The 19,478-nt window shown below is 42.2% G+C and carries 16 protein-coding genes and 1 pseudogene; 16 read left to right on the top strand and 1 reads right to left on the bottom strand.

Translation table 11 applies throughout. The features are described 5' to 3' along the window. Positions 1-13 precede the first annotated feature (13 nt). From UYI_RS0109140 to UYI_RS38845, 14 genes are all read left to right on the top strand, one after another. The gene (locus UYI_RS0109140) at positions 14-526 is read left to right on the top strand and encodes an acyltransferase (protein WP_016866366.1); all 513 of its coding nucleotides are present in this window, start codon (positions 14-16) and stop codon (positions 524-526) included. Between the two features lie 163 nt (positions 527-689). Then, a complete protein-coding gene (locus tag UYI_RS0109135; RefSeq protein WP_016866365.1) occupies positions 690-1,727 on the top strand; it encodes a Gfo/Idh/MocA family protein in 1,038 nt (345 codons plus the stop codon). Further along, complete coding sequence (locus tag UYI_RS0109130; RefSeq protein WP_016866364.1) at positions 1,724-2,818, top strand: DegT/DnrJ/EryC1/StrS family aminotransferase; 1,095 nt, start codon at positions 1,724-1,726, stop codon at positions 2,816-2,818. The genes UYI_RS0109135 and UYI_RS0109130 overlap by 4 nt, the downstream gene beginning before the upstream one ends. Beyond that, positions 2,819-3,526 carry an acyltransferase gene (locus tag UYI_RS0109125; RefSeq protein WP_016866363.1) on the top strand — a complete coding sequence of 236 codons (708 nt, stop codon included), beginning with the start codon at positions 2,819-2,821 and terminating at the stop codon, positions 3,524-3,526. Next, entirely contained in the window at positions 3,516-4,490 is a 975-nt protein-coding gene (locus tag UYI_RS0109120) for an NAD-dependent epimerase/dehydratase family protein (protein ID WP_016866362.1), read from the top strand. The genes UYI_RS0109125 and UYI_RS0109120 overlap by 11 nt, the downstream gene beginning before the upstream one ends. Next, positions 4,483-5,685, top strand: a complete 1,203-nt coding sequence (locus UYI_RS0109115) for a DegT/DnrJ/EryC1/StrS family aminotransferase (protein ID WP_016866361.1) — start codon at positions 4,483-4,485, stop codon at positions 5,683-5,685. Before UYI_RS0109120 ends, UYI_RS0109115 begins: the two co-directional genes overlap by 8 nt. Before the next feature lie 143 nt (positions 5,686-5,828). Then, on the top strand, positions 5,829-8,864 hold the full coding sequence (locus UYI_RS0109110; protein WP_016866360.1) for a N,N-dimethylformamidase beta subunit family domain-containing protein: 3,036 nt from the start codon (positions 5,829-5,831) through the stop codon (positions 8,862-8,864). Positions 8,865-8,885: 21 nt separating this feature from the next. Next, positions 8,886-9,872, top strand: coding sequence for a hypothetical protein (locus UYI_RS0109105; RefSeq protein ID WP_016866359.1), 987 nt, complete (start codon positions 8,886-8,888; stop codon positions 9,870-9,872). A gap of 86 nt (positions 9,873-9,958) precedes the next feature. Next, positions 9,959-11,617 (top strand): glycosyltransferase family 4 protein, encoded by a 1,659-nt coding sequence (locus UYI_RS0109100; RefSeq protein ID WP_016866358.1) that lies wholly within the window; start codon positions 9,959-9,961, stop codon positions 11,615-11,617. 33 nt (positions 11,618-11,650) lie between these two features. Beyond that, entirely contained in the window at positions 11,651-12,877 is a 1,227-nt protein-coding gene (locus UYI_RS0109095; protein ID WP_016866357.1) for a glycosyltransferase family 4 protein, read from the top strand. Positions 12,878-13,086: 209 nt separating this feature from the next. Beyond that, on the top strand, positions 13,087-14,082 hold the full coding sequence (locus tag UYI_RS0109090; RefSeq protein ID WP_016866356.1) for a glycosyltransferase family 2 protein: 996 nt from the start codon (positions 13,087-13,089) through the stop codon (positions 14,080-14,082). Between the two features lies 1 nt (position 14,083). Next, positions 14,084-15,427: a glycosyltransferase gene (locus UYI_RS0109085; protein WP_016866355.1), complete on the top strand. Its 1,344-nt coding sequence runs from the start codon at positions 14,084-14,086 to the stop codon at positions 15,425-15,427. A 187-nt stretch (positions 15,428-15,614) separates the two neighbouring features. Continuing rightward, complete coding sequence (locus UYI_RS34115) at positions 15,615-16,118, top strand: FkbM family methyltransferase (RefSeq protein ID WP_162140390.1); 504 nt, start codon at positions 15,615-15,617, stop codon at positions 16,116-16,118. Between the two features lie 179 nt (positions 16,119-16,297). Beyond that, positions 16,298-16,840: a hypothetical protein gene (locus tag UYI_RS38845; protein ID WP_016866353.1), complete on the top strand. Its 543-nt coding sequence runs from the start codon at positions 16,298-16,300 to the stop codon at positions 16,838-16,840. Here UYI_RS38845 and UYI_RS0109070 read toward each other — a convergent pair. Then, complete coding sequence (locus UYI_RS0109070; RefSeq protein ID WP_016866352.1) at positions 16,831-18,051, bottom strand: ISL3 family transposase; 1,221 nt, start codon at positions 18,049-18,051, stop codon at positions 16,831-16,833. The genes UYI_RS38845 and UYI_RS0109070 overlap by 10 nt on opposite strands. Before the next feature lie 184 nt (positions 18,052-18,235). On the opposite strand from UYI_RS0109070, the gene UYI_RS38840 reads away from it, so the two are divergent. Both UYI_RS38840 and UYI_RS0109060 read left to right on the top strand, forming a co-directional pair. Next, entirely contained in the window at positions 18,236-19,144 is a 909-nt protein-coding gene (locus tag UYI_RS38840; protein WP_016866351.1) for a hypothetical protein, read from the top strand. Positions 19,145-19,198: 54 nt separating this feature from the next. After that, a pseudogene (locus tag UYI_RS0109060) lies at positions 19,199-19,438 on the top strand (hypothetical protein); the annotation flags it as partial. Between the last annotated feature and the right edge of the window lie 40 nt (positions 19,439-19,478).

The following is a 19,478-nucleotide window of genomic DNA, read 5'->3' as shown; positions in this document are numbered from 1 at the left end:
ATGGGGAGAGATAATGCCAATAAATAATGATGTTCAGTTAGGCAATAATGTGAAAATATTTCATCCCCAACTTGTCAACCTTTATGGTTGTACTATTGGTGATGAAACCAAGATTGGTACTTTTGTAGAGATACAAAAAAATGTGATTGTCGGCAGTCGATGTAAAGTATCATCACATAGTTTTCTCTGTGAAGGAGTCATTCTTGAAGATGAAGTGTTCATTGGTCATGGTGTGATGTTTACTAATGACATTTATCCCCGTGCTACTAATGAAGATGGCAGTTTGAAAACTGATGCTGATTGGGATGTTGTAGAGACGCGAGTCAAATGCCGTGCTTCTATTGGTAGCAATGCCACTATCTTAGCAGGAGTGACAGTAGGGGAAAAAGCTATAGTTGGGGCTGGGGCAGTCGTGACTCGTGATGTCCCCGATTATGCAATTGTGGTAGGAGTACCTGCTCGGATTATTGGCGATGTCCGCGATCGCTGCCAGAATCAAGAAATGACAGCCAGTATTTGTAGTTAATCCTACTTCGATATCAAAAAAATATGCAGAGAATTTAGTTAAAACAATATATGAGAACAAAAACATTGTATCTCTATATTGTCTAAGCGAAAAATAGCCTTATTTGTTTGTTATTGATCCTGCTTTATATTCACCTAATATAAATTTTGATTAGTTATAAACTATGGGAAAAAACATTAACATCGGTGTGATTGGTTATGGCTACTGGGGACCAAATTTGGTCAGAAATTTTGTTGAAACCCCAGGGGCACAGGTAAAAACGGTTAGTGATTTTAAGCCAGAACTGTTGGCAAAGGTGCAGGCTCGATATCCAAATATACAAGTCACAACAGATTGCCAAGATATATTTAACGACCCCAAAATAGATGCTGTGGCGATCGCTACACCTGTGTCTACCCATTTCGACTTGGCTTTAGCTGCATTGCAAGCTGGCAAGCACGTACTCGTAGAGAAGCCGATGACAGTCTCCTCAGAACAAGCCATGCGGCTAATTGAAGAGGCAGAAAAACGCAACCTAGTATTGATGGTGGATCACACCTTTGTCTACACAGGTGCTGTACGCAAAATGCGGGATTTAGTAGTTACCAATGTGATTGGTGATATTTATTACTATGATTCCGTGCGTGTTAACCTGGGACTCTTCCAGCACGATGTCAATGTGATCTGGGATTTGGCAGTCCACGACCTTTCCATTATGGACTACATACTGCCATCCCAACCTTACGCTGTCTCGACAACAGGGATGAGTCATGTACCTGGGGAACCGGAAAATATCGCCTATTTAACTCTGTTCTTTGAAGGTAATTTAATTGCTCACATTCATGTGAACTGGTTAGCACCAGTGAAAGTCCGTCGTACACTGATTGGTGGTAGCCAACGCATGATTGTTTACGATGACTTAGAACCTAGCGAGAAGGTAAAGATTTACGACAAGGGGATTACCGTCAATGGCAATACTGAAAGCCTTTACCAAATGCTGATTGGTTACCGTGCAGGGGATATGTGGGCGCCGCATTTGGAAGTAACGGAAGCACTGCGGACAGAAGGATTGCACTTTATTAATTGTATTCAAACAGGCGATCGCCCCATTACTGATGGGCAAGCCGGACTGCGGGTAGTCAGAATTCTGGAAGCTGCTACTGAGTCTATGAAAAAGCAGGGACAATTAGTTGAACTTAACATAGCAGGGGTAGCGGTATGATTCCATTCGTAGATCTTAAAGCTCAATATTTGAGTATTAAAGAGGAAATTGATGCTGCCGTCCTCAAAGTTTTGCAAAGTACCCAATTTATCTTGGGGAGTGAGGTAGCAGCTTTTGAGCAAGAGTTCGCCCAATATTGCAATGCGGATTACAGTATAGCCTTAAATACAGGCACTAGCGCCTTGCACTTAGCCCTCTTGGCAGCTGGTATTGGTGCCGGTGACGAAGTTATTACCACACCTTTTACTTTTGTTGCTACTGTTGCAGCTATTGTTTACACTGGCGCAACGCCCGTATTTGTAGATATTGATCCGGTTTCCTACACCATTGATGTCACCAAAATTGAACAAGCCATAACTGCAAAAACTAAAGCCATTTTGCCAGTGCATTTGTACGGTCAACCCGCAGACATGAACCCGATCATGGAAATTGCTCAGCGTCATGGTTTGACTGTAATTGAAGATGCTGCCCAAGCCCACCGTGCTGAATACAAAAGCCAACGGGTAGGCAGTATTGGGGATATTGGCTGTTTTAGTTTTTACCCAGGTAAGAATTTAGGGGCATACGGTGAAGGTGGCGCAGTCGTCACCAATAACCCTGAATATGCCCGTACCATCAAAATGTTACGGGATTGGGGGCAAGAACAAAGGTATCACCATGTTCTCAAGGGTTATAACTATCGCATGGATGGTATCCAGGGTGCAATTTTGCGAGTAAAATTGCGCTATTTAGATGCTTGGACGGAAGCACGCAGGGTTCATGCAGCACTGTATGATCAACTTTTGGCAAACTCTAATGTGAAAACACCAACAGTAATGCCCTATAGTTATCATGTTTACCACGTTTATGTAGTGCGTAGTCAGGAGCGAGATGCACTACAGCAAAAACTACAGGAGCAAGGAGTTCAAACAGGCATTCATTATCCCATTCCCGTACACTTGCAGCAGGCCTATGCAGATTTAGGATACAAAGCTGGTGATTTTCCTTGTGCTGAATTGGTAGCCAATGAAGTACTTTCGTTGCCAATGTGTGCAGAACTTTCTTCAGAGCAGATAAAAATTGTTAGCGCTGCCGTGTGTGAGAGTGTTTAAATGTCTGAGCCAGTTAAAAGTAGGATAGTCAAAGCTGTACATGGCTCACAAGAATTGAAGCTAGACCCAGATTATGAGGTGGGACTAGCAGAATATTTACGCCATCAATATGGTAATAACGGATTAATCGAATTGTACGCCCGCTTTGTGATCAGTGATGGAGATTTTGATGCGTTAATGCGGCGAGTTATTTGGCGTGCAGTAGCAAGTAAATTCGGACACGGCATTCATATTGGTAATGGTGTAGGTTTCAAGCATCTAGAAACCTTTGAAATTGGAAATAGGGTGTTCATTGGTTCCCACAGCTATATTCAGGGAAGATTCGATGGTAAGTGTGTAATTGGGAATCAGGTTTGGATTGGACCACAGAGTTACTTTGATGCCCGTGACTTGATTATTGAAGATTACGTGGGTTGGGGACCAGGTGCAAAAGTGTTGGGTTCTAGCCACACTGGATTGCCCATTGATGTGCCAATTATCAAAACAGACCTCGAAATTAAATTGGTAAAAGTTGAAACAGGAGCCGATATTGGGATGAATGCGGTCATTCTTCCTGGGGTGACAATCGGTAAACACAGTATTGTGGGTGCTGGCGCAGTTGTCACTAGGGATGTACCAGCTTATGCCATTGTAGCTGGTGTTCCGGCTCGGTTTTTACGCTGGCGAGAAGGATACGAACCATCGGAGAATACAGAAAATGCAAAATAGTCGAGTATTAATTACGGGTGGCGCAGGTTTAGTTGGCTCCCATATTGCCGATTTGCTAATCAAAGAAGGAGTTGCGGAAATTATTGTTTTGGATAATTTCACACGTGGACGACTGGAAAACCTGGCTTGGGCAAAAGAACATGGGCCTCTAGTTATTATTGAAGGCGATATTCGGGATCAAAAACTTTTAGGGGAAGTGATGCAAGGTGTAGATTATGTCTTTCACCAAGCAGCAATTCGCATCACCCAATGTGCTGAAGAACCACGTTTGGCATTGGAAGTACTAGCTGATGGTACGTTTAATGTTTTGGAAGCGGCAGTCAACGCTAAAGTTCAAAAGGTGGTTGCAGCGTCTTCAGCTTCTATTTACGGGATGGCAGAGGATTTCCCCACTACAGAATCTCACCACCCCTACAATAACCGCACCCTCTATGGTGCAGCCAAAGTCTTTAACGAAGGTTTACTACGCAGTTTCTATGATATGTACGGTCTAGACTATGTAGCATTGCGCTACTTCAATGTCTACGGACCGCGCATGGATATTTACGGTGTCTACACCGAAGTGCTGATCCGGTGGATGGATCGGATCGCCGCAGGTCAACCACCACTAATTTTTGGCGATGGTAAGCAGACTATGGACTTCGTGTATATCGAAGATATCGCCAAAGCCAATATCTTGGCAGCTAAAGCCGATGTTACAGACGAAGTGTTTAATGTTGCTAGTGGTGTAGAAAGTAGTTTGAATGACCTCGCCTATAGCTTGGCTAAGGTAATGGGATCGGACTTGAAGCCAGAATATGGCCCAGAACGCAAAGTCAACCCTGTACAGCGCCGACTTGCAGATGTGAGCAAAGCTAAGCAATTACTAGGCTTTGAAGCACAAGTGTCTCTAGAAGAGGGATTGCGTCGGTTGGTGAATTGGTGGCGCTCTGAAAAGCAAATGAAGGAAACAAGCAATGTCTGAAAAGATACAATCCATTCCAATTGCTAAACCCTGGATGGGTGAATCAGAAGCAGAGGCAGCTAGGCGCGCAATTATGTCTGGTTGGGTGACGCAAGGACCGGAAGTCTCCGCCTTTGAGCAAGATTTTGCAGCTTACGTAGGGGCTAAGTATGCTTGTGCTGTTTCTAATTGTACAACAGCCCTACACCTGGCACTGTTAGCTGTGGGAGTGCAGCCAGGAGATGAAGTGATTACCGTCAGCCACTCCTATATTGCCACCGCCAACAGCATTCGTTACTGTGGGGCAATCCCCGTGTTTGTGGATATTGAACCGCAGACATATAACATCAACCCGATGTTGATTGAAGATGTGATTAGCGATCGCACTCGTGCTATTCTCATCGTCCACCAAATGGGGATGCCTTGTGACCTGAAAGCCATTTTGGACATTGCCCGCAGTCACAATTTACCAGTCATTGAAGATGCTGCCTGTGCCATTGGTAGTGAAATTCTCTGGGACGGACAATGGGAGAAAATCGGCAAACCACACGGGGATATTGCCTGTTTTTCTTTCCATCCGCGCAAAGTCATTACCACGGGTGACGGTGGAATGCTTACCACCAACAACCCTGAGTGGGATAAGCAATTTCGTCTCTGGCGACAGCATGGAATGAGTGTTCCTGACACCGTACGTCACGGTGCAAAACAGGTAATATTTGAGTCTTACCCGATGCTGGGTTACAACTACCGCATGACCGATATCCAAGCAGCAGTAGGACGCGAACAACTCAAACGCCTGCCAGAAATAGTTGAGCGTCGGCGTTATTTGGCACAAAGGTATCAAGAAATGCTTGCAGATGTGCCTGGATTGAAATTACCGACAGAACCAGCTTGGGCAAAAAGTAACTGGCAGAGTTACTGCGTCAGGTTGCCTCAGAAATCTGATCAACGGCAAGTAATGCAGACAATGCTGGATGCAGGGATATCTACACGCCGGGGAATTATGTGCGCCCACCGCGAAGTGGCATATGAACATGAAACTTGGTCGTGTGACAGTGAAAAAGAAACTTGTCACTGTAGAAAAGGAACTTGCGATCGCCTTTGTGAGAGTGAGCAAGCACAAGATCATACCGTCCTGTTACCCCTATTTCATCAGATGACTCAACAGCAACAGAACTATGTGGTGAAAGTTTTGAAGATGGCTTGTCAAGTTTAAAAAAATCCTTGTGTGTAAATTGTTTCTAGTAAAGTTAATCTAGCATCCTTCAAATAGCTTAATTTAAAGACGAGTGTACAGTATTCCTAATGATAAAAGTTGCTTTTATAACCAGTATTAATTAAATTTCTTAGAACATACCTATGGCTACCCTCTTTACCAATCAAGTCCCAAACATTTCAGATTTCACTGATAATACTTCCTACGAATTAGGCATGAAGTTCCGTAGCGCTACAGAGGGGCAGATAACTGCTGTTCGCTTCTGGAAAGCCCCTAGCGAGACGGGAACTCACACTGGCAGGATCTGGTCGGCAACGGGAACGCTCCTTGCAAATGTCACTTTTACTAATGAGACTGCTTCTGGTTGGCAGGAGCAGGCTCTCAGCACACCAATTAACATTCAAGCAAATACGACCTATGTTGTCTCTGTCAACATCAATGAGTATTATGTCGCCACTTATGATCAATTAGGTAGTTCCATAACTAATGGCGATCTTAGCTCAGTAGCAGACGGCAATAATGGGGTATTTAATGGTACTCTAGGGGCTTTCCCAAATAATTCCTACCGGAATACTAACTATTTTCGTGACATTAACTTTGTGCCTGTTGCCCTGCCGACAATTACAAAGGTAAGCGGCGACAATCAAACTGGTGCAACCGGAGCTACCTTGCCTAACCCCTTAGTTGTTCAGGTCAAAGACAGTGCTGGTAATCCTCAATCCGGAGTGACGGTGAACTTTGCCGTCACCAGTGGCGGGGGGTCAGTCTCGCCTGCTAGTGCAGTAACTAATGCTAGCGGTCAGGCTAGCACCACCTTAACGCTGGGAGCTAGCCCTGGTGCGATCAGTTCTGTAACTAATACTGTAAGTGCCACAGCAGACGGAATAGGTAGTGTTACCTTCTCAGCGACTGCGAATCCCCCAGGAGGCACACAAACAGTTTTGACGACTCAAGTTCCCAGCATTTCCAATGTCACTGATGGCGTTCCCTATGAATTAGGTATGAAATTCCGCAGCACCAAAGGGGGACAGATTACTGCCATTCGCTTTTGGAAAGCCTCTAGCGAGACAGGAACTCATATTGGCAAGATTTGGACAGCAACGGGAACGCTCCTAGAAAGCGTCACTTTTACTAACGAGACAGCTTCTGGTTGGCAGCAACAGTTACTAGAAACACCAGTTAACATTCAAGCTAATACGACTTATGTAGTCTCTGTTAACGTCAACGCCTATTATGTCGCCACCAATGATGAACTGGGCAACTCCATAGTCAATGGCGACCTCAGCTCAGTAGCAGACGGTAACAATGGGGTATATAACATTACTCCAAATTCTTTCCCAACTAGCTCTTATCGCAATAGTAACTATTATCGGGATATCGGCTTTGTTGTTGGCAGTACCTTGATTAAAGTCAGTGGAGACAATCAGATTGGCACTACGGGATCGACTCTGCCCAACCCCTTAGTCGTGCGAGTTGTAAACGCTCAAAATAATCCTCAATCGGGAGTGACGGTCAACTTTGCCATTACTAATGGTGGAGGTTCAGTCTCGCCTGCCAGTATACAGACTAATGCTAGCGGTGAAGCAAGTACGAACTTGACGCTGGGACCGGTGCCGAGTGGACCTGGAGGGGTGATAGTAACCGCCACGGCAGCCGGCATCGGTAGTATCACTTTCTCGGCTACAGCAACTCCAGCAAACACTAATCCCATCTATTTGGAAAACCTAAATTCTGGCACAACTAATTGGAAACTTGTCAACCGGGCCAATGGTGAGATTGCAGGCTATGCCTCAGCAACCAGTGTCAATAAGGGGGGATCGCTGGACATTAAGGTTTCTCTTGCACAACCTGGACAGTTTACCATCGACGTATACCGCTTGGGCTACTATGGTGGCACAGGAGGAAGATTAATGGCGAGCAGTGGCCCGCTCAATGGCACGACGCAACCCGCTTGTACCCTAGACCCCAATACTCGCCTGATCGAGTGTAACTGGTCAACTTCCTATACCTTACAGGTAGTAGACGACAATAATAAGAAATGGACTAGTGGTCTTTATGTCGCCAAGCTCACCGACCAAGCAACTAGCAAAGTGGCACATGTGTGGTTTGTCGTTCGTGATGATAGCAGTACCGCCGATGTTCTATTTCAGAGCAGCGTTTCCACTGTTCTGGCCTATAGTGCGACAGGGGGTTACAGCTTGTACGGCTTTAACAGCATTGGTGGTCAGCGGGCTTTCAAGGTTTCCTACGACCGACCTGTCTACCAAGCAACTTATGAACAGTCATTTGAGCCTGACACACTCCTGCGATGGGAATACAATATGGTGCGCTGGCTGGAATCTCAAGGTTACGATGTTACCTACACTGACAACATGCAGGTTCACACCGACGAACAAAGATTGCTCAATCACAAAGTATTCCTGTCTGTGGGCCACGATGAGTATTGGTCTGAAGAAATCCGAGATCATGTCGAAGCTGCGCGCAATGCCGGAATTAATATAGGATTTTTCTCTGCTAATACTTGCTATTGGCGAGTCAGGTTTGAAGATTCCACTCCTGCTGCTGGGCAAGTACAGTCCAACCGGGTGATGGCGTGCTACAAACAAGATTGGGCATTAGATCCAGTCGCTCAGCAGCAGGGGTCATCAGCTGCCACTAATAAATTCCGCAGCGTCCAGAACCAACGGCCGGAAAACGCTTTGTTAGGAGTCATGTATGGTAGCGACCTCGATCTCTACAGTGGTTATAATTTTGTCGTCACCAACAGCAGCGATCCTTACTATGCAAACACGGGACTTCAGAATGGGGATCAGTTGGCTCTGTTAGTAGGCTACGAATGGGATTTTATCGTTAATAATGGGTCTACTCCTGCCAATCTTGTCGTTTTGGCTGAGTCACCAGTCCAGCCCTCTGGCACATTGCCAACCTTCGACGAACCACCTGGAGAACAATCCCTCCCTGCCAACCAGGATTTCACCAAATCCCACTCCACCCGCTACACGGCCAGTAGTGGCGCTAAAGTTTTTGCCTCTGGCACAATTCAGTGGGCATGGGGTCTAGACAGTGATGGTGTTAACCCAGCTCGGGAAGATGATCGCGTCAAGCAAATAACTGTCAACATCTTAGCAGATATGGGAGCTAGACCCCTAACGCCAAATGCCAACCTGATTGTTCCTTAAACTATCCCACAAAAATCATCAATGTCACCTTTGAAACGTCGACAATTTACCCAACTGGCAGCTGCCAGCTTGACTTCCACTATTGTGGCCGATCTCTCTAGTAAGGTGCTTGCTCAAAAGAGTGAGCCGAGTCAGGAGGTTATTTATGGAGTCAACCTCCTGAGTGCATCCAAAGAGCAAAATCGGGAAAACCAAACTCCATCAGTGGAAGTGAGCGTTGCTGATCTGGCGACGGGAAAGGTTCTTTCTAAAGCTAGTGTGCCAGTTCTGTCTGTTGACAATCTATCATCGAGACCGAAAACGCCTCGGGCCTTCTTTCTTCCTGATTATGACCGGATTACGAAATTGATAGTACTCGCAGATGGAACTATTGTAATTTCTACGGTTTCTAGCACGAGAAATGGTTATTTCAACTATCTTATTTCTATTGGTGGCATCACTTCTACTGTTGAAAACATTACTAGCGCTAAATTCACAGCCCAAACAGTTCTAGATTTCGAGAAATTCAATCAAACAGTCGATAGTTTACTCAGCCTTCCCAAGAATCAAGTTCTATCCTTGGTAGGAACTGAGGGCATTACGCCTTTTGCTTTTAGAACACTTGATCTCACCACAGGTAAAATTCTTTCTGGCGATGATCTGGGCTTACCCCAACTGCCGCCTACCCATCGATTCGCTAACCTATGCCAAGATCCGAAGGGAAACATTTTCGCAACCGAGATTGGTTCAGAAGGTGTCCCTGTTTTAGTTTCAATGAACTTGCAGGATAAAGCCATAGCTACTGGCAAGGTTAAAATTCAGAGACTGACTCCACTGAACTTTGAGGGACGTCCCCTTGTTAACGATGTGAAAGACTTAGCCTTCTCTTCCTCCGGTCAATTGTATGCGCTTGCTGCTGACAATCGTGTCAAAAACAATGCCCTGTTTACGGTAGACGTGAAAACTGGCAAGATGGGGCTAGTAAGTGAGTTGGCAGTCGAGAAGTTTGCTTTCTCTCCAAAAGCCTAAATTCCACAATTTTGAGATTTATTGAATGCGATCGCCCTCCCAAAAAGAGTGATCGCCTTTTGATATTGAAGAAATAAAAAAACTGTATGGAGAAATTAGCTAACAATACACTCAGCCTTTGGCGAGAGGAAAACAGCCTACTCATTCCACAAAATTTCGAGGTTTTTCGCAACCTGGTTGCTGAGGCAAGAGACTTCGCAGATCATGGTAATTATGACGCGGCGGCTGTATATGCAGAAATTGCAGCTTTTCATGCACAGTTTAAACATTGTGGTCTTTTTAGCAGCCCGGAACTGGAAAATATCCTCCTAACAATAGGACGCCAGATCACACAAACAACCGTCGCTCCCGCTCAAGAACCTTCTTTATCCAAAAGACCAAAAAATATCCTGCATGTTTCTACCAATATTTCTTCGCCTTTCGGTGGTATTCCTAGATTTATTCGACGCTGGATACAACAAGATACGGAGCGATCGCATTCCCTGGCCTTGACAAAGCAAGCACCGAATGAAGTGCCTCAAATCTTAAGAGAGTTGGTAAGCAATAGTCACGGCAAAATATTCTTGCTGAACGAAACCATTGGTAGTTTTGTCTCTCGAGCCAAACGATTACGGAAAATTGCCGCGACAGCGGACATCGTAGTGCTACATATATGGGAACACGATGTCATTCCAATAATTGCCTTTGCTAATAAAGAACTATCTCCACCGATTATTTATGTAAATCACGGCGATCACTGCTTTTGGTTGGGAGCAGCCGTTAGTGATATTGTTGCAAATCTCCGTGAGTCTGGTATGCATCTTTCACAAAAGCGCCGGGGTATTGAAGCAGAGCGTAACATGCTCCTGCCTACCATTTTGGAACCCTCTCACAGACAGCTTTCTCGCACACAGGCAAAGCAACAGCTTGGCATTGATGAAAACAGCACTCTACTACTCTCTATTGCTAGGGCGCCTAAATACAGAAAGACTGACGGCATAAGTTTTGCTGATGCACACGTTCCACTATTAAAAAAACATGACCGCGCTATCCTAGTTGTTATTGGCCCAGGTGGTAGTGAAGATTGGTCAAGTGCCATACAGCAAACTCAAGGAAGAATCATAGCCCTTGGGCATACTGAAGATACTGCTGTATACTACCAGGCAGCTGATATTTATGTTGATTCTTATCCTTTTGTTTCGATTACATCACTACTGGAAGCAGGAAGCTATGGTGTACCGTTGGTGAGTCGCTACCCATACTCCTCCGATGCATGTGAGATACTTGGTGCTGATATGCCTGGTTTGACTGGCAATTTGATTCGCGTACACGATCTCGAGGAGTACACAACTGTTCTATCGCGCTTAGTCGCAGATGAAGAATTACGGCTCTCATTAGGAGAAGCAACGAGGAGGCGTATTGTTGAGGTACACATGGGAAGTAATTGGCAGCATAACTTGGAAGAGGTGTACACCCGTGCTGCTACTCTACCTCGGGTAAAAGTTACTTCATCTGCTATGGATCAAATGTTTATAACCGAGCCAGATGTCTTCTGGATTCGTGACCATAGTTGGAATTGTGAACTTGACGATATGATCCAGCCTCGATTACCAATTATGCCTTTTGAACAGAGACTTTATCATTGGATGCGGTTGGCTAAAAAGCACGGTTGGCAAAACCAAATAAGTCTTTTACTACCTGAGTGGTTTCGCTTGCGCTACTACTTACCTTTACGTTCTGTATTGAAAATGGGTAATGGGCAATAGGCAATAGGGAACAGATAAAAATATTTTTCCAAGATGAATATTTTACATATCAATCAATCTGATGGTCTCGGTAATGGAGCAGGAATCGCAGGTTACCGACTACATCAAGGTTTGCTAGCTCAAGGTGTAGACTCGCGCATACTGGTGGGAACGCTCACAAACAGCAGTGACTGCGTAGTAACTGCTCCTCGCAGTAAGTACCGTGTTGAAAATTTGTGTTATCGCTTCGCTTGCCATTTTGGACTTAATGATATTAACTGGCTCGGCAGTTTTGATATTCCCAAGCATAACTTCTATAAACAAGCAGATATTCTTAACTTTCACAACTTGCATACTGGTTATTTTAACTACTTAGCAATTCCCTATTTAACGGAAAATAAGCCTGCTGTTTTTACACTCCATGATATGTGGAGCTTTACTGGGCATTGCTCTTATAGTTATGATTGCGATCGCTGGAAATTTGGTTGTGGCAAATGTCCTTATCCAGCTACCTATCCAGCCATTGCCAGAGATAATACTTACCTAGAGTGGAAAGTAAAAAACTGGGTTTACAGCCGCTCTCACCTCACCATAGTGACTCCCAGTACTTGGCTGGCTGAGCAAGTGAAGCAGAGTATGCTGCAAGACAAGTCAATTCATCACATTCCTTATGGTATTGATACGGAAGCTTATCAGCCTCTTGACACTGAAAAATGCCGTTCCATCCTTGGCATTCCAGCAGATAAAAAAGTTTTAATGTTTGCAGCTTTAGATATAAAATATAGCCGCAAGGGTGGTGACTTACTAGTCAAAGCTCTGCAAGCCTTACCAGATTCACTGAAAGCGGAAACTATGCTTCTGACTATCGGTTATGGTAGTGAATCTCTTGCGGAAGTAGTGGGGATGCCTAACCTGAATCTTGGGTACGTAAGCAGCGATCGTCTCAAGTCCATTGCCTATTCTGCCGCTGATCTGTTTATTTTTCCGACTCGTGCTGATAATCTACCGTTAGTACTGCAAGAGAGCATGGCTTGTGGGACTGCGATGGTTTCTTTCAAAATTGGTGGTGTCCCAGATTTAGTACGTCCAGGTATCACTGGCTATTTAGCCTCACCAGAGGATGCTCAAGATTTGTGTAATGGCATTGTGCAGCTTTTAGAAGATAACCAACAGCGCCAGCAGATGGGGCAAAACTGTCGACAAATAGCTCTGACTGAATACAGCTTAGAACTTCAGGCAAAACGATACATTGAAATTTACCATCAGTTATCAAGAAACTAAATATGCTTAATTATGCTTTCAGCATTGCAATAAATAGTATCGACTTTCATAGACATCTGGTGAAAAAGAATGTAGAGACGCGCCATGGAATGTAGAGACGCTTCAAACAGCGCGTCTCTACAAGGATTTTGGGTAACGCATAATTAATTTCTGGAGATGTCTAATAGTTACAAATAATAGTTACAAAAAACAATAGAAATATTTTTTAAATGATTATCAGACCATTAGTTTCAGTAATTATTCCATGCTATAATACAGCATCTTTTTTAACAGAAACCTTAGAGAGTGTATTTGAGCAAACATTAAAGGATCTTGAAATTATTGTTATTGATGATGGTTCAACAGACAATACAGCGACTTTAATTCGCTCTTTTGGCTCAAGAGTGAAAGCTGAATTTACCTCTAATCAAGGAGCAAGCGCCGCTCGCAACAGAGGAACAGAATTAGCACAAGGTAGATTTATTCAATATTTAGATGCAGATGATTTATTGCGGGTAGATGCATTAGAAAAACGGGTAAATGCTCTTATTAATAACGATGCAGATGTTGCATACTCAGACTGGCAACGACTAGAAGAAGGGGAAGATGGCAAATTTAATCCAGGGGAAGTGGTAGCTAGGCGAATTGAAGATATTCATGCTGACCCCCAGATTGCATTATTTACAGATTTTTGGGCGCCACCTGCTGCCTTACTTTACCATCGTCGTGTTGTAGAGAAAATTGGCTGTTGGAATAAATCTTTACCTATCATTCAAGATGCTCGCTTTCTCTTAGATGCAGCTTTGGTGGGGGGAAATTTTATTTATGTGCCTGGCGTACAAGCAGATTACCGAGTCCATAAAAAAGATAGTTTGTCTCGCCGCAACCCTGCTAAATTCGTTTTAGATTGTTTCAATAATGCTTGCCAAGTAGAGGATTTCTGGAAAGTTAATGGCAGTATAACTCCAGAACGTCGGAGCGCGTTAGAGAAGGCTTACGGGCAGGTAGCCAGATTTTACTTTGAACACGATCGCTTAAAGTTCAAAGAAGTGCTTGCCAAAATTCATCATCTGAATCCTAATTATCTTCCTTCTAGTCCGAGAAGTTTGAGACAAATATCTCAATGGTTGGGATATGAGCAAGCGGAGGCGATCGCTCTCAACTATCGTCGGATCAAAAAGATTATTCACAGCTTGACTCCCAAATTTCCTATCACTTCTACCTAACGTGAAAATAATTCAAGTCCCTTTCTGCTTCTATCCTGATCCTGTTGGCGGAACAGAAGTTTACGTTGAGGCTTTGTCACGCTACTTGCAGCAACAAAGTGTTGAAGTTATAGTTGCAGCGCCGGGAGAAGCTAATCAGTCCTACCTACATCATCAGCTACCAGTACGGCGATATGGAATGTCGAAGCAACTCAAAAATCTACGAGAAAATTATGGAGAAGGGGATATACATGCAGCCATAGAGTTCAGCCGTCTTCTGGATGCTGAACAACCAGATATAGTACATCTCCATGCTTTGACATCAGGTGTTTCTCTGCGAATAGTACAAGCTGCGAAACAACGAAAAATTCCTGTTGTGTTTACATACCATACCCCAACCGTTACTTGTCAAAGAGGTACTCTAATGCGCTGGGGAACACAAATCTGTGATGGTCAGATAGATTTACATGCTTGCACTCAGTGTACACTGCAAGGTTTGGGACTAGATAAAAACATTGCGAAAGTGATCGCTAGTTTGCCAACCCAGGTAGGAAAGTGGCTAGGCGATTTGAATTTACAAGGGCGTACTTGGACGGCCTTAAGAATGACAGAATTAGTTAGTCTGCGCCATAGTACTTTACGCACCCTATTAGCGGAAGTTAATCACATTGTCGCAGTCTGCAACTGGGTCAGAGATGTTTTGTTACTCAACCACGTTCCTCAGGACAAAATTACTGTTATTCGCCAAGGTCTTTGTCACAACTTACCAGAAACGATTAACTCTCAGCCAAGATATGCTAAATCAGCTTTAAAAATTGCTTTTTTGGGTAGGCTCGATCCCACTAAAGGAATTCATATTCTGATCAAAGCTTTACAAGTAGTCCCTAACTTGCCAATTAATTTAGATATCTATGGTGTTTCCCAAGGTGCAAGCGGTAGTGCTTATCAACAACAACTGCAAACTATAACAGCAAATGACCCACGCATCAGTTTCAAACCCCCAGTTGCACCTGAAAATGTGATATCTACCCTGACAGATTATGACTTGTTAGCTGTTCCTTCTCAATGGTTAGAGACTGGGCCAATGGTAGTGCTAGAAGCCTTTGCCGCTGGAGTTCCTGTGATTGGTTCTAATTTAGGTGGCATTGCTGAACTAGTTCAGCACGAAGTCAACGGCATTTTAGTAGAACCTGCGTCTGTAGTTGCCTGGAGTCAACAACTACAAAGATTATGCCAAGATAGGCAACTACTGATGCGGCTTGGTGCTGGTATTAAGTCTCCCCAAACAATGGAGGCAGTGGCAACTCAGATGTTATCAATTTATCAGCTCTATGCAAACGGCGACTTATTTTCCAAACCCATTTAATTGCTAACAAGAATATTTTATGACGCACCTTTCTGAAAACAAAAGCAATATGTTATCTACAAATACTCAGAATATAAAGATGTACACTATGCTGCTAAAAATTAGACCTACCCAACTAGGTGTATTCGCAAAGCAGCTACTGAGAGTAAAGCGACAATATGTTTGCACAAAAAGAGGTCAAAAGTTCTTGGTAGATCCTGTCTCTGTATTTGGATTAGAACTTTTGTGTCAAGGAGTCTATGAACCTCAAATGTCACGATTTCTAGAGTTGGTTTTACGGGCTAATGACGTGTTTGTAGATGTTGGTGGAAATGAAGGATACTTCTCTGTGCTGGCTTCATCTTTAATTCAAAATGGTACTGTTCATTGCATTGAGCCTCAAAGCCGTTTGCAACGTATTATTCAGGAGAATATTAGCCTTAATTCTGTCAATTCAATAGTTGTTCATCCTATTGCTATTTCTAATCAAGAAGGCGAAGTTAATCTCTTCTTACGCCCTTCTACAAATACAGGAGCTAGCAGTTTCTTTCGGCATTGGAAACTTGGTTCTACTTACGAGAAAGTTCCCACCGTTACATTGGATGCATTTTTTCAAAGAAATTCATTAGAGAGAGTGCGTCTGCTCAAAATTGACTGTGAGGGTAGGCTGTTGACTTTGTTGGTTTTCCGGCGAAATTATTTCATACAATAATGATGTCGTCGGTATCGAGCAAAGTCAAAGTAAATGCAGGAGTTTAAAAGCCCAGTTAGTAGGTTAGCACGGTTGTTCCGGAAGGGTCGAGATAATTGGAGAGAAAAAGCCTTAGAAAAACAAAAAAAGGTTAGAGCTTTAGAAATAAAAGTCAGAGATTTATCTGATTCACGAGAGCATTGGAAAAAGCGTGCGCTGGCAGCAGAGTTAAAACTGAAAGAACAGAATGTCGGAGCAGAATCAGAAGAAAAAAAGAAGAAATCGAAACCCAATCAACCAACTTAGAAGCCAAGAATTCTGGTGAAGAACTAACGATCAAGGGTCATTATTACGACGCTAGAACAATTCAGCTAGCGCTAGAGCTTTTAATTGAATGTGGGATAAGTTTTAGAGGAATAGAGAAAGTATTTGAGTTATTTAAAAATTCCTCTTCACAGACAACTCCAAGCTTTACTTGTATCAGAAAATGGTTAGGAAGAATTGGGATATATGAATTAAAAAGAGAAAAAGAGTATCGAAATGATTGGATATTTATTGTCGATTTTACACTGGAACTAGGAAAACAAAAAGCTTTAGTAGTTTTGGGTGTTTCACAACAGCATCTTGTGGAAAATGTGATTGAGAAAACCAGAGGGCTGTCACATGAAGATGTGGAATTATTAGGATTAGAAATTATGGATTCCACCAAAGGAGAAAGGTTCTATCGCTCCCTTTATGGATAATTAATACCAAAATGCCAAGTTAATAAACTTCGTAATTTGAAATTTTCAAAGTTGCGAAAGCCATAGCCCAATCTTTTAATTAACTTGAGTTTATTATTAATTCCTTCCACAACTCCGCTTGTTGTTCTATTATCAAAATAACCAACTATTTCTCCAAACCATCTCTGAAATGTACCAATACTTTTGGGGAAAAATGACATAGCATCATGCATCCAATCAAGTAATTTTAATACTCCTTCTCCCCAAGAATACTTCGTTTCAAATATTTCTCTAAACTCTTCTTTTAGGGCGTGCATTTTTGATAATTTTGGTGAGACCTCCAGAACAGATTTTAATTTTTCTTTCTGCTTATCGGTCAAATCTTTCTCATTCTTAAGTAAACTATATTTGCTTTTTATTATTCCAGTTAATTTTCTTTCTTTTTCTGACTTATTCGGAATTTTTTCGGCTGCCCTTTTTTCTGATTTACGTGCTGTATCTAATTCGTCTGTAATCTGTTTCATTACATGAAATCTATCTGCTGTTACATCGACATTTGGCATCAATTCTTCTACTAATTTTCTATATGGATTCCAAAGGTCAATACTGACTTCATGGATTTGCTCCAACACGGTAGAACCCCATCCCTCAAAGAGTTTACGTAACTCCTCACTCCGACGCGAACGCAATATTTCTATCGGTTTATTCGTGTCTAAATCTACTATTATTGCTAAGTAATTTCCTTGTCCTTTTACTAGAGCTATTTCATCTATCCCAATTCTTTTCACTCTTGCAAAATTTATTGACTCTATGAGTATGGCTTGTGTATTTAATATCGATTCTATTTCTTCTTCTGTTAAATCATTTCTTAAAGCAACACTACGAATATTACTATCTAATACTTGTTTGATAATATTCTCAGCTAATCTCTTAGTATATCCCCGGTTTTTATCTATAAAATCTAACTCTTCACTAAATATTCTTTGACATTTTTTGCAGCGAAATTGACGACGATTAATTTTTAATTGTACTTGGCGATCGCTTATTGGTAAATCCTGAACTATTCGCCAATGATTTTGATGTATGCTACTTGCCTGATAACCACATTTTGGACAAGTACAAGATTTCGCATTTTTTTCGATTTCTATAATTAATCCCATACCTTCAATTTCATGGCAGTTTAATACTTTTATCCCTGTTAGATTGAGCATTTTCTCTACGGAAAATTTCATCACTAGCACCCTCAAACTTAACTTCTTGTATTTTTAATTACATATGAACATTTTGACTGTATTCTGAAAAAAGCTAAAATCCTTCCTCTACAATGCTTTGACAGCATATTAATATACAATTATATTCAATGAATTCAATAACTTTTGTCTTTTTTACATAAGGGGAGCGATAGAACCAGGAGAAATGATCCAGTATCAACTAGATAAAATAGCAAAAAGAGTTGGTGTTCCAATACAAATAGTCGCAGACCATAGTAGTGACCTTGCTCGTGGAATCAAGCTATACCAACAAAACTATCCAGACCTAATTTACACTCATGATGTGACTCATGCAATGGCTTTGCTTTTAAAATATCAGTTAGATTCGGATGATAGATACCAGTCATTTATTCAAAAATGTAGCATATGCAGGCAAAGACTACAACAAACGGAATTATCTTTTTTATCTCCTCCAGCACAGCGTTCTCAATGTCGTTATTTCAATGTAGAAAGGCTGACAAATTGGGCTATTAAGCTGTTAAACTCTCCCGCAGAAACTCTGATGGAATTAGTGCCAAATCTTGAAGAAGAGCAAATTAATCAGAAAATAAGAGAGAAGTTGGGATGGTTAGTTGATTATGAATTAGATCTGATTTATTGGAATCAAATGGTAGCACTAACACGAGGTATTGAAACCAAACTAAAACAATCAGGACTTAATCATCAATCTCTGGACTATTTTGAGCAAAATAAATTTGTATTCGCCGATAGCTCTCTCCAAGATTTTCAACAGCATATTTTTGATTACCTGGCTGCTCAATCTTCGCAAATTAAGGACAAAGGGATTTTTTTAGCCACTTCTGATGTGATTGAATCACTGTTTGGAAAATATAAGCAATTTTCTGGACGCTGCCCATTTAAAGAGATGGGTCAGATGTTATTAACAATTTGTTTATCTACTATGAATATAACAACTACTATTGTTAAAAATGCACTTTCCACTGTTAGTTTTGCAGATGTTGAAGCATGGCTAGCTGAAGTTTTTAGTCAATCTATGCTCTCGAAAAGAAAAACTTTATTCTCTGCTGATGTTCACGACACAAAAACTGCATGAACTTTTACCCCTTAAAAAGGCACAGAGTCAACAGCCTACTGTGAGGGTGCAGAGTATTTAGTAATTGCTGGTGGAAATAATATCTTGAAGAAACACCAAATAGATTTTATTGCTATGGAGTACCATGAAAGCATTTGTGGTTGGGAAAAATGTGCTGAAATTCACAAATTGTTGCAGAGTTACGGTTACATTCTGACAAAATGTCATGGTCAATGCATCTATCACCTTCCAGGTCTAGAACAAGAACTGCAATCATTAGGTAGGCTGCAAATTAATTACGATTGGCATGAATAAAGCTATCAACTATAAATTTTTGAGATTTTAACCTTAACTG

Source organism: Fischerella muscicola PCC 7414 (genome assembly GCF_000317205.1).
Taxonomy (GTDB): Bacteria; Cyanobacteriota; Cyanobacteriia; order Cyanobacteriales; family Nostocaceae; genus Fischerella; species Fischerella muscicola.
The sequence above is the reverse complement of the archived record's forward strand: the minus strand, read 5'-3'. Positions and strand labels throughout refer to the sequence as shown.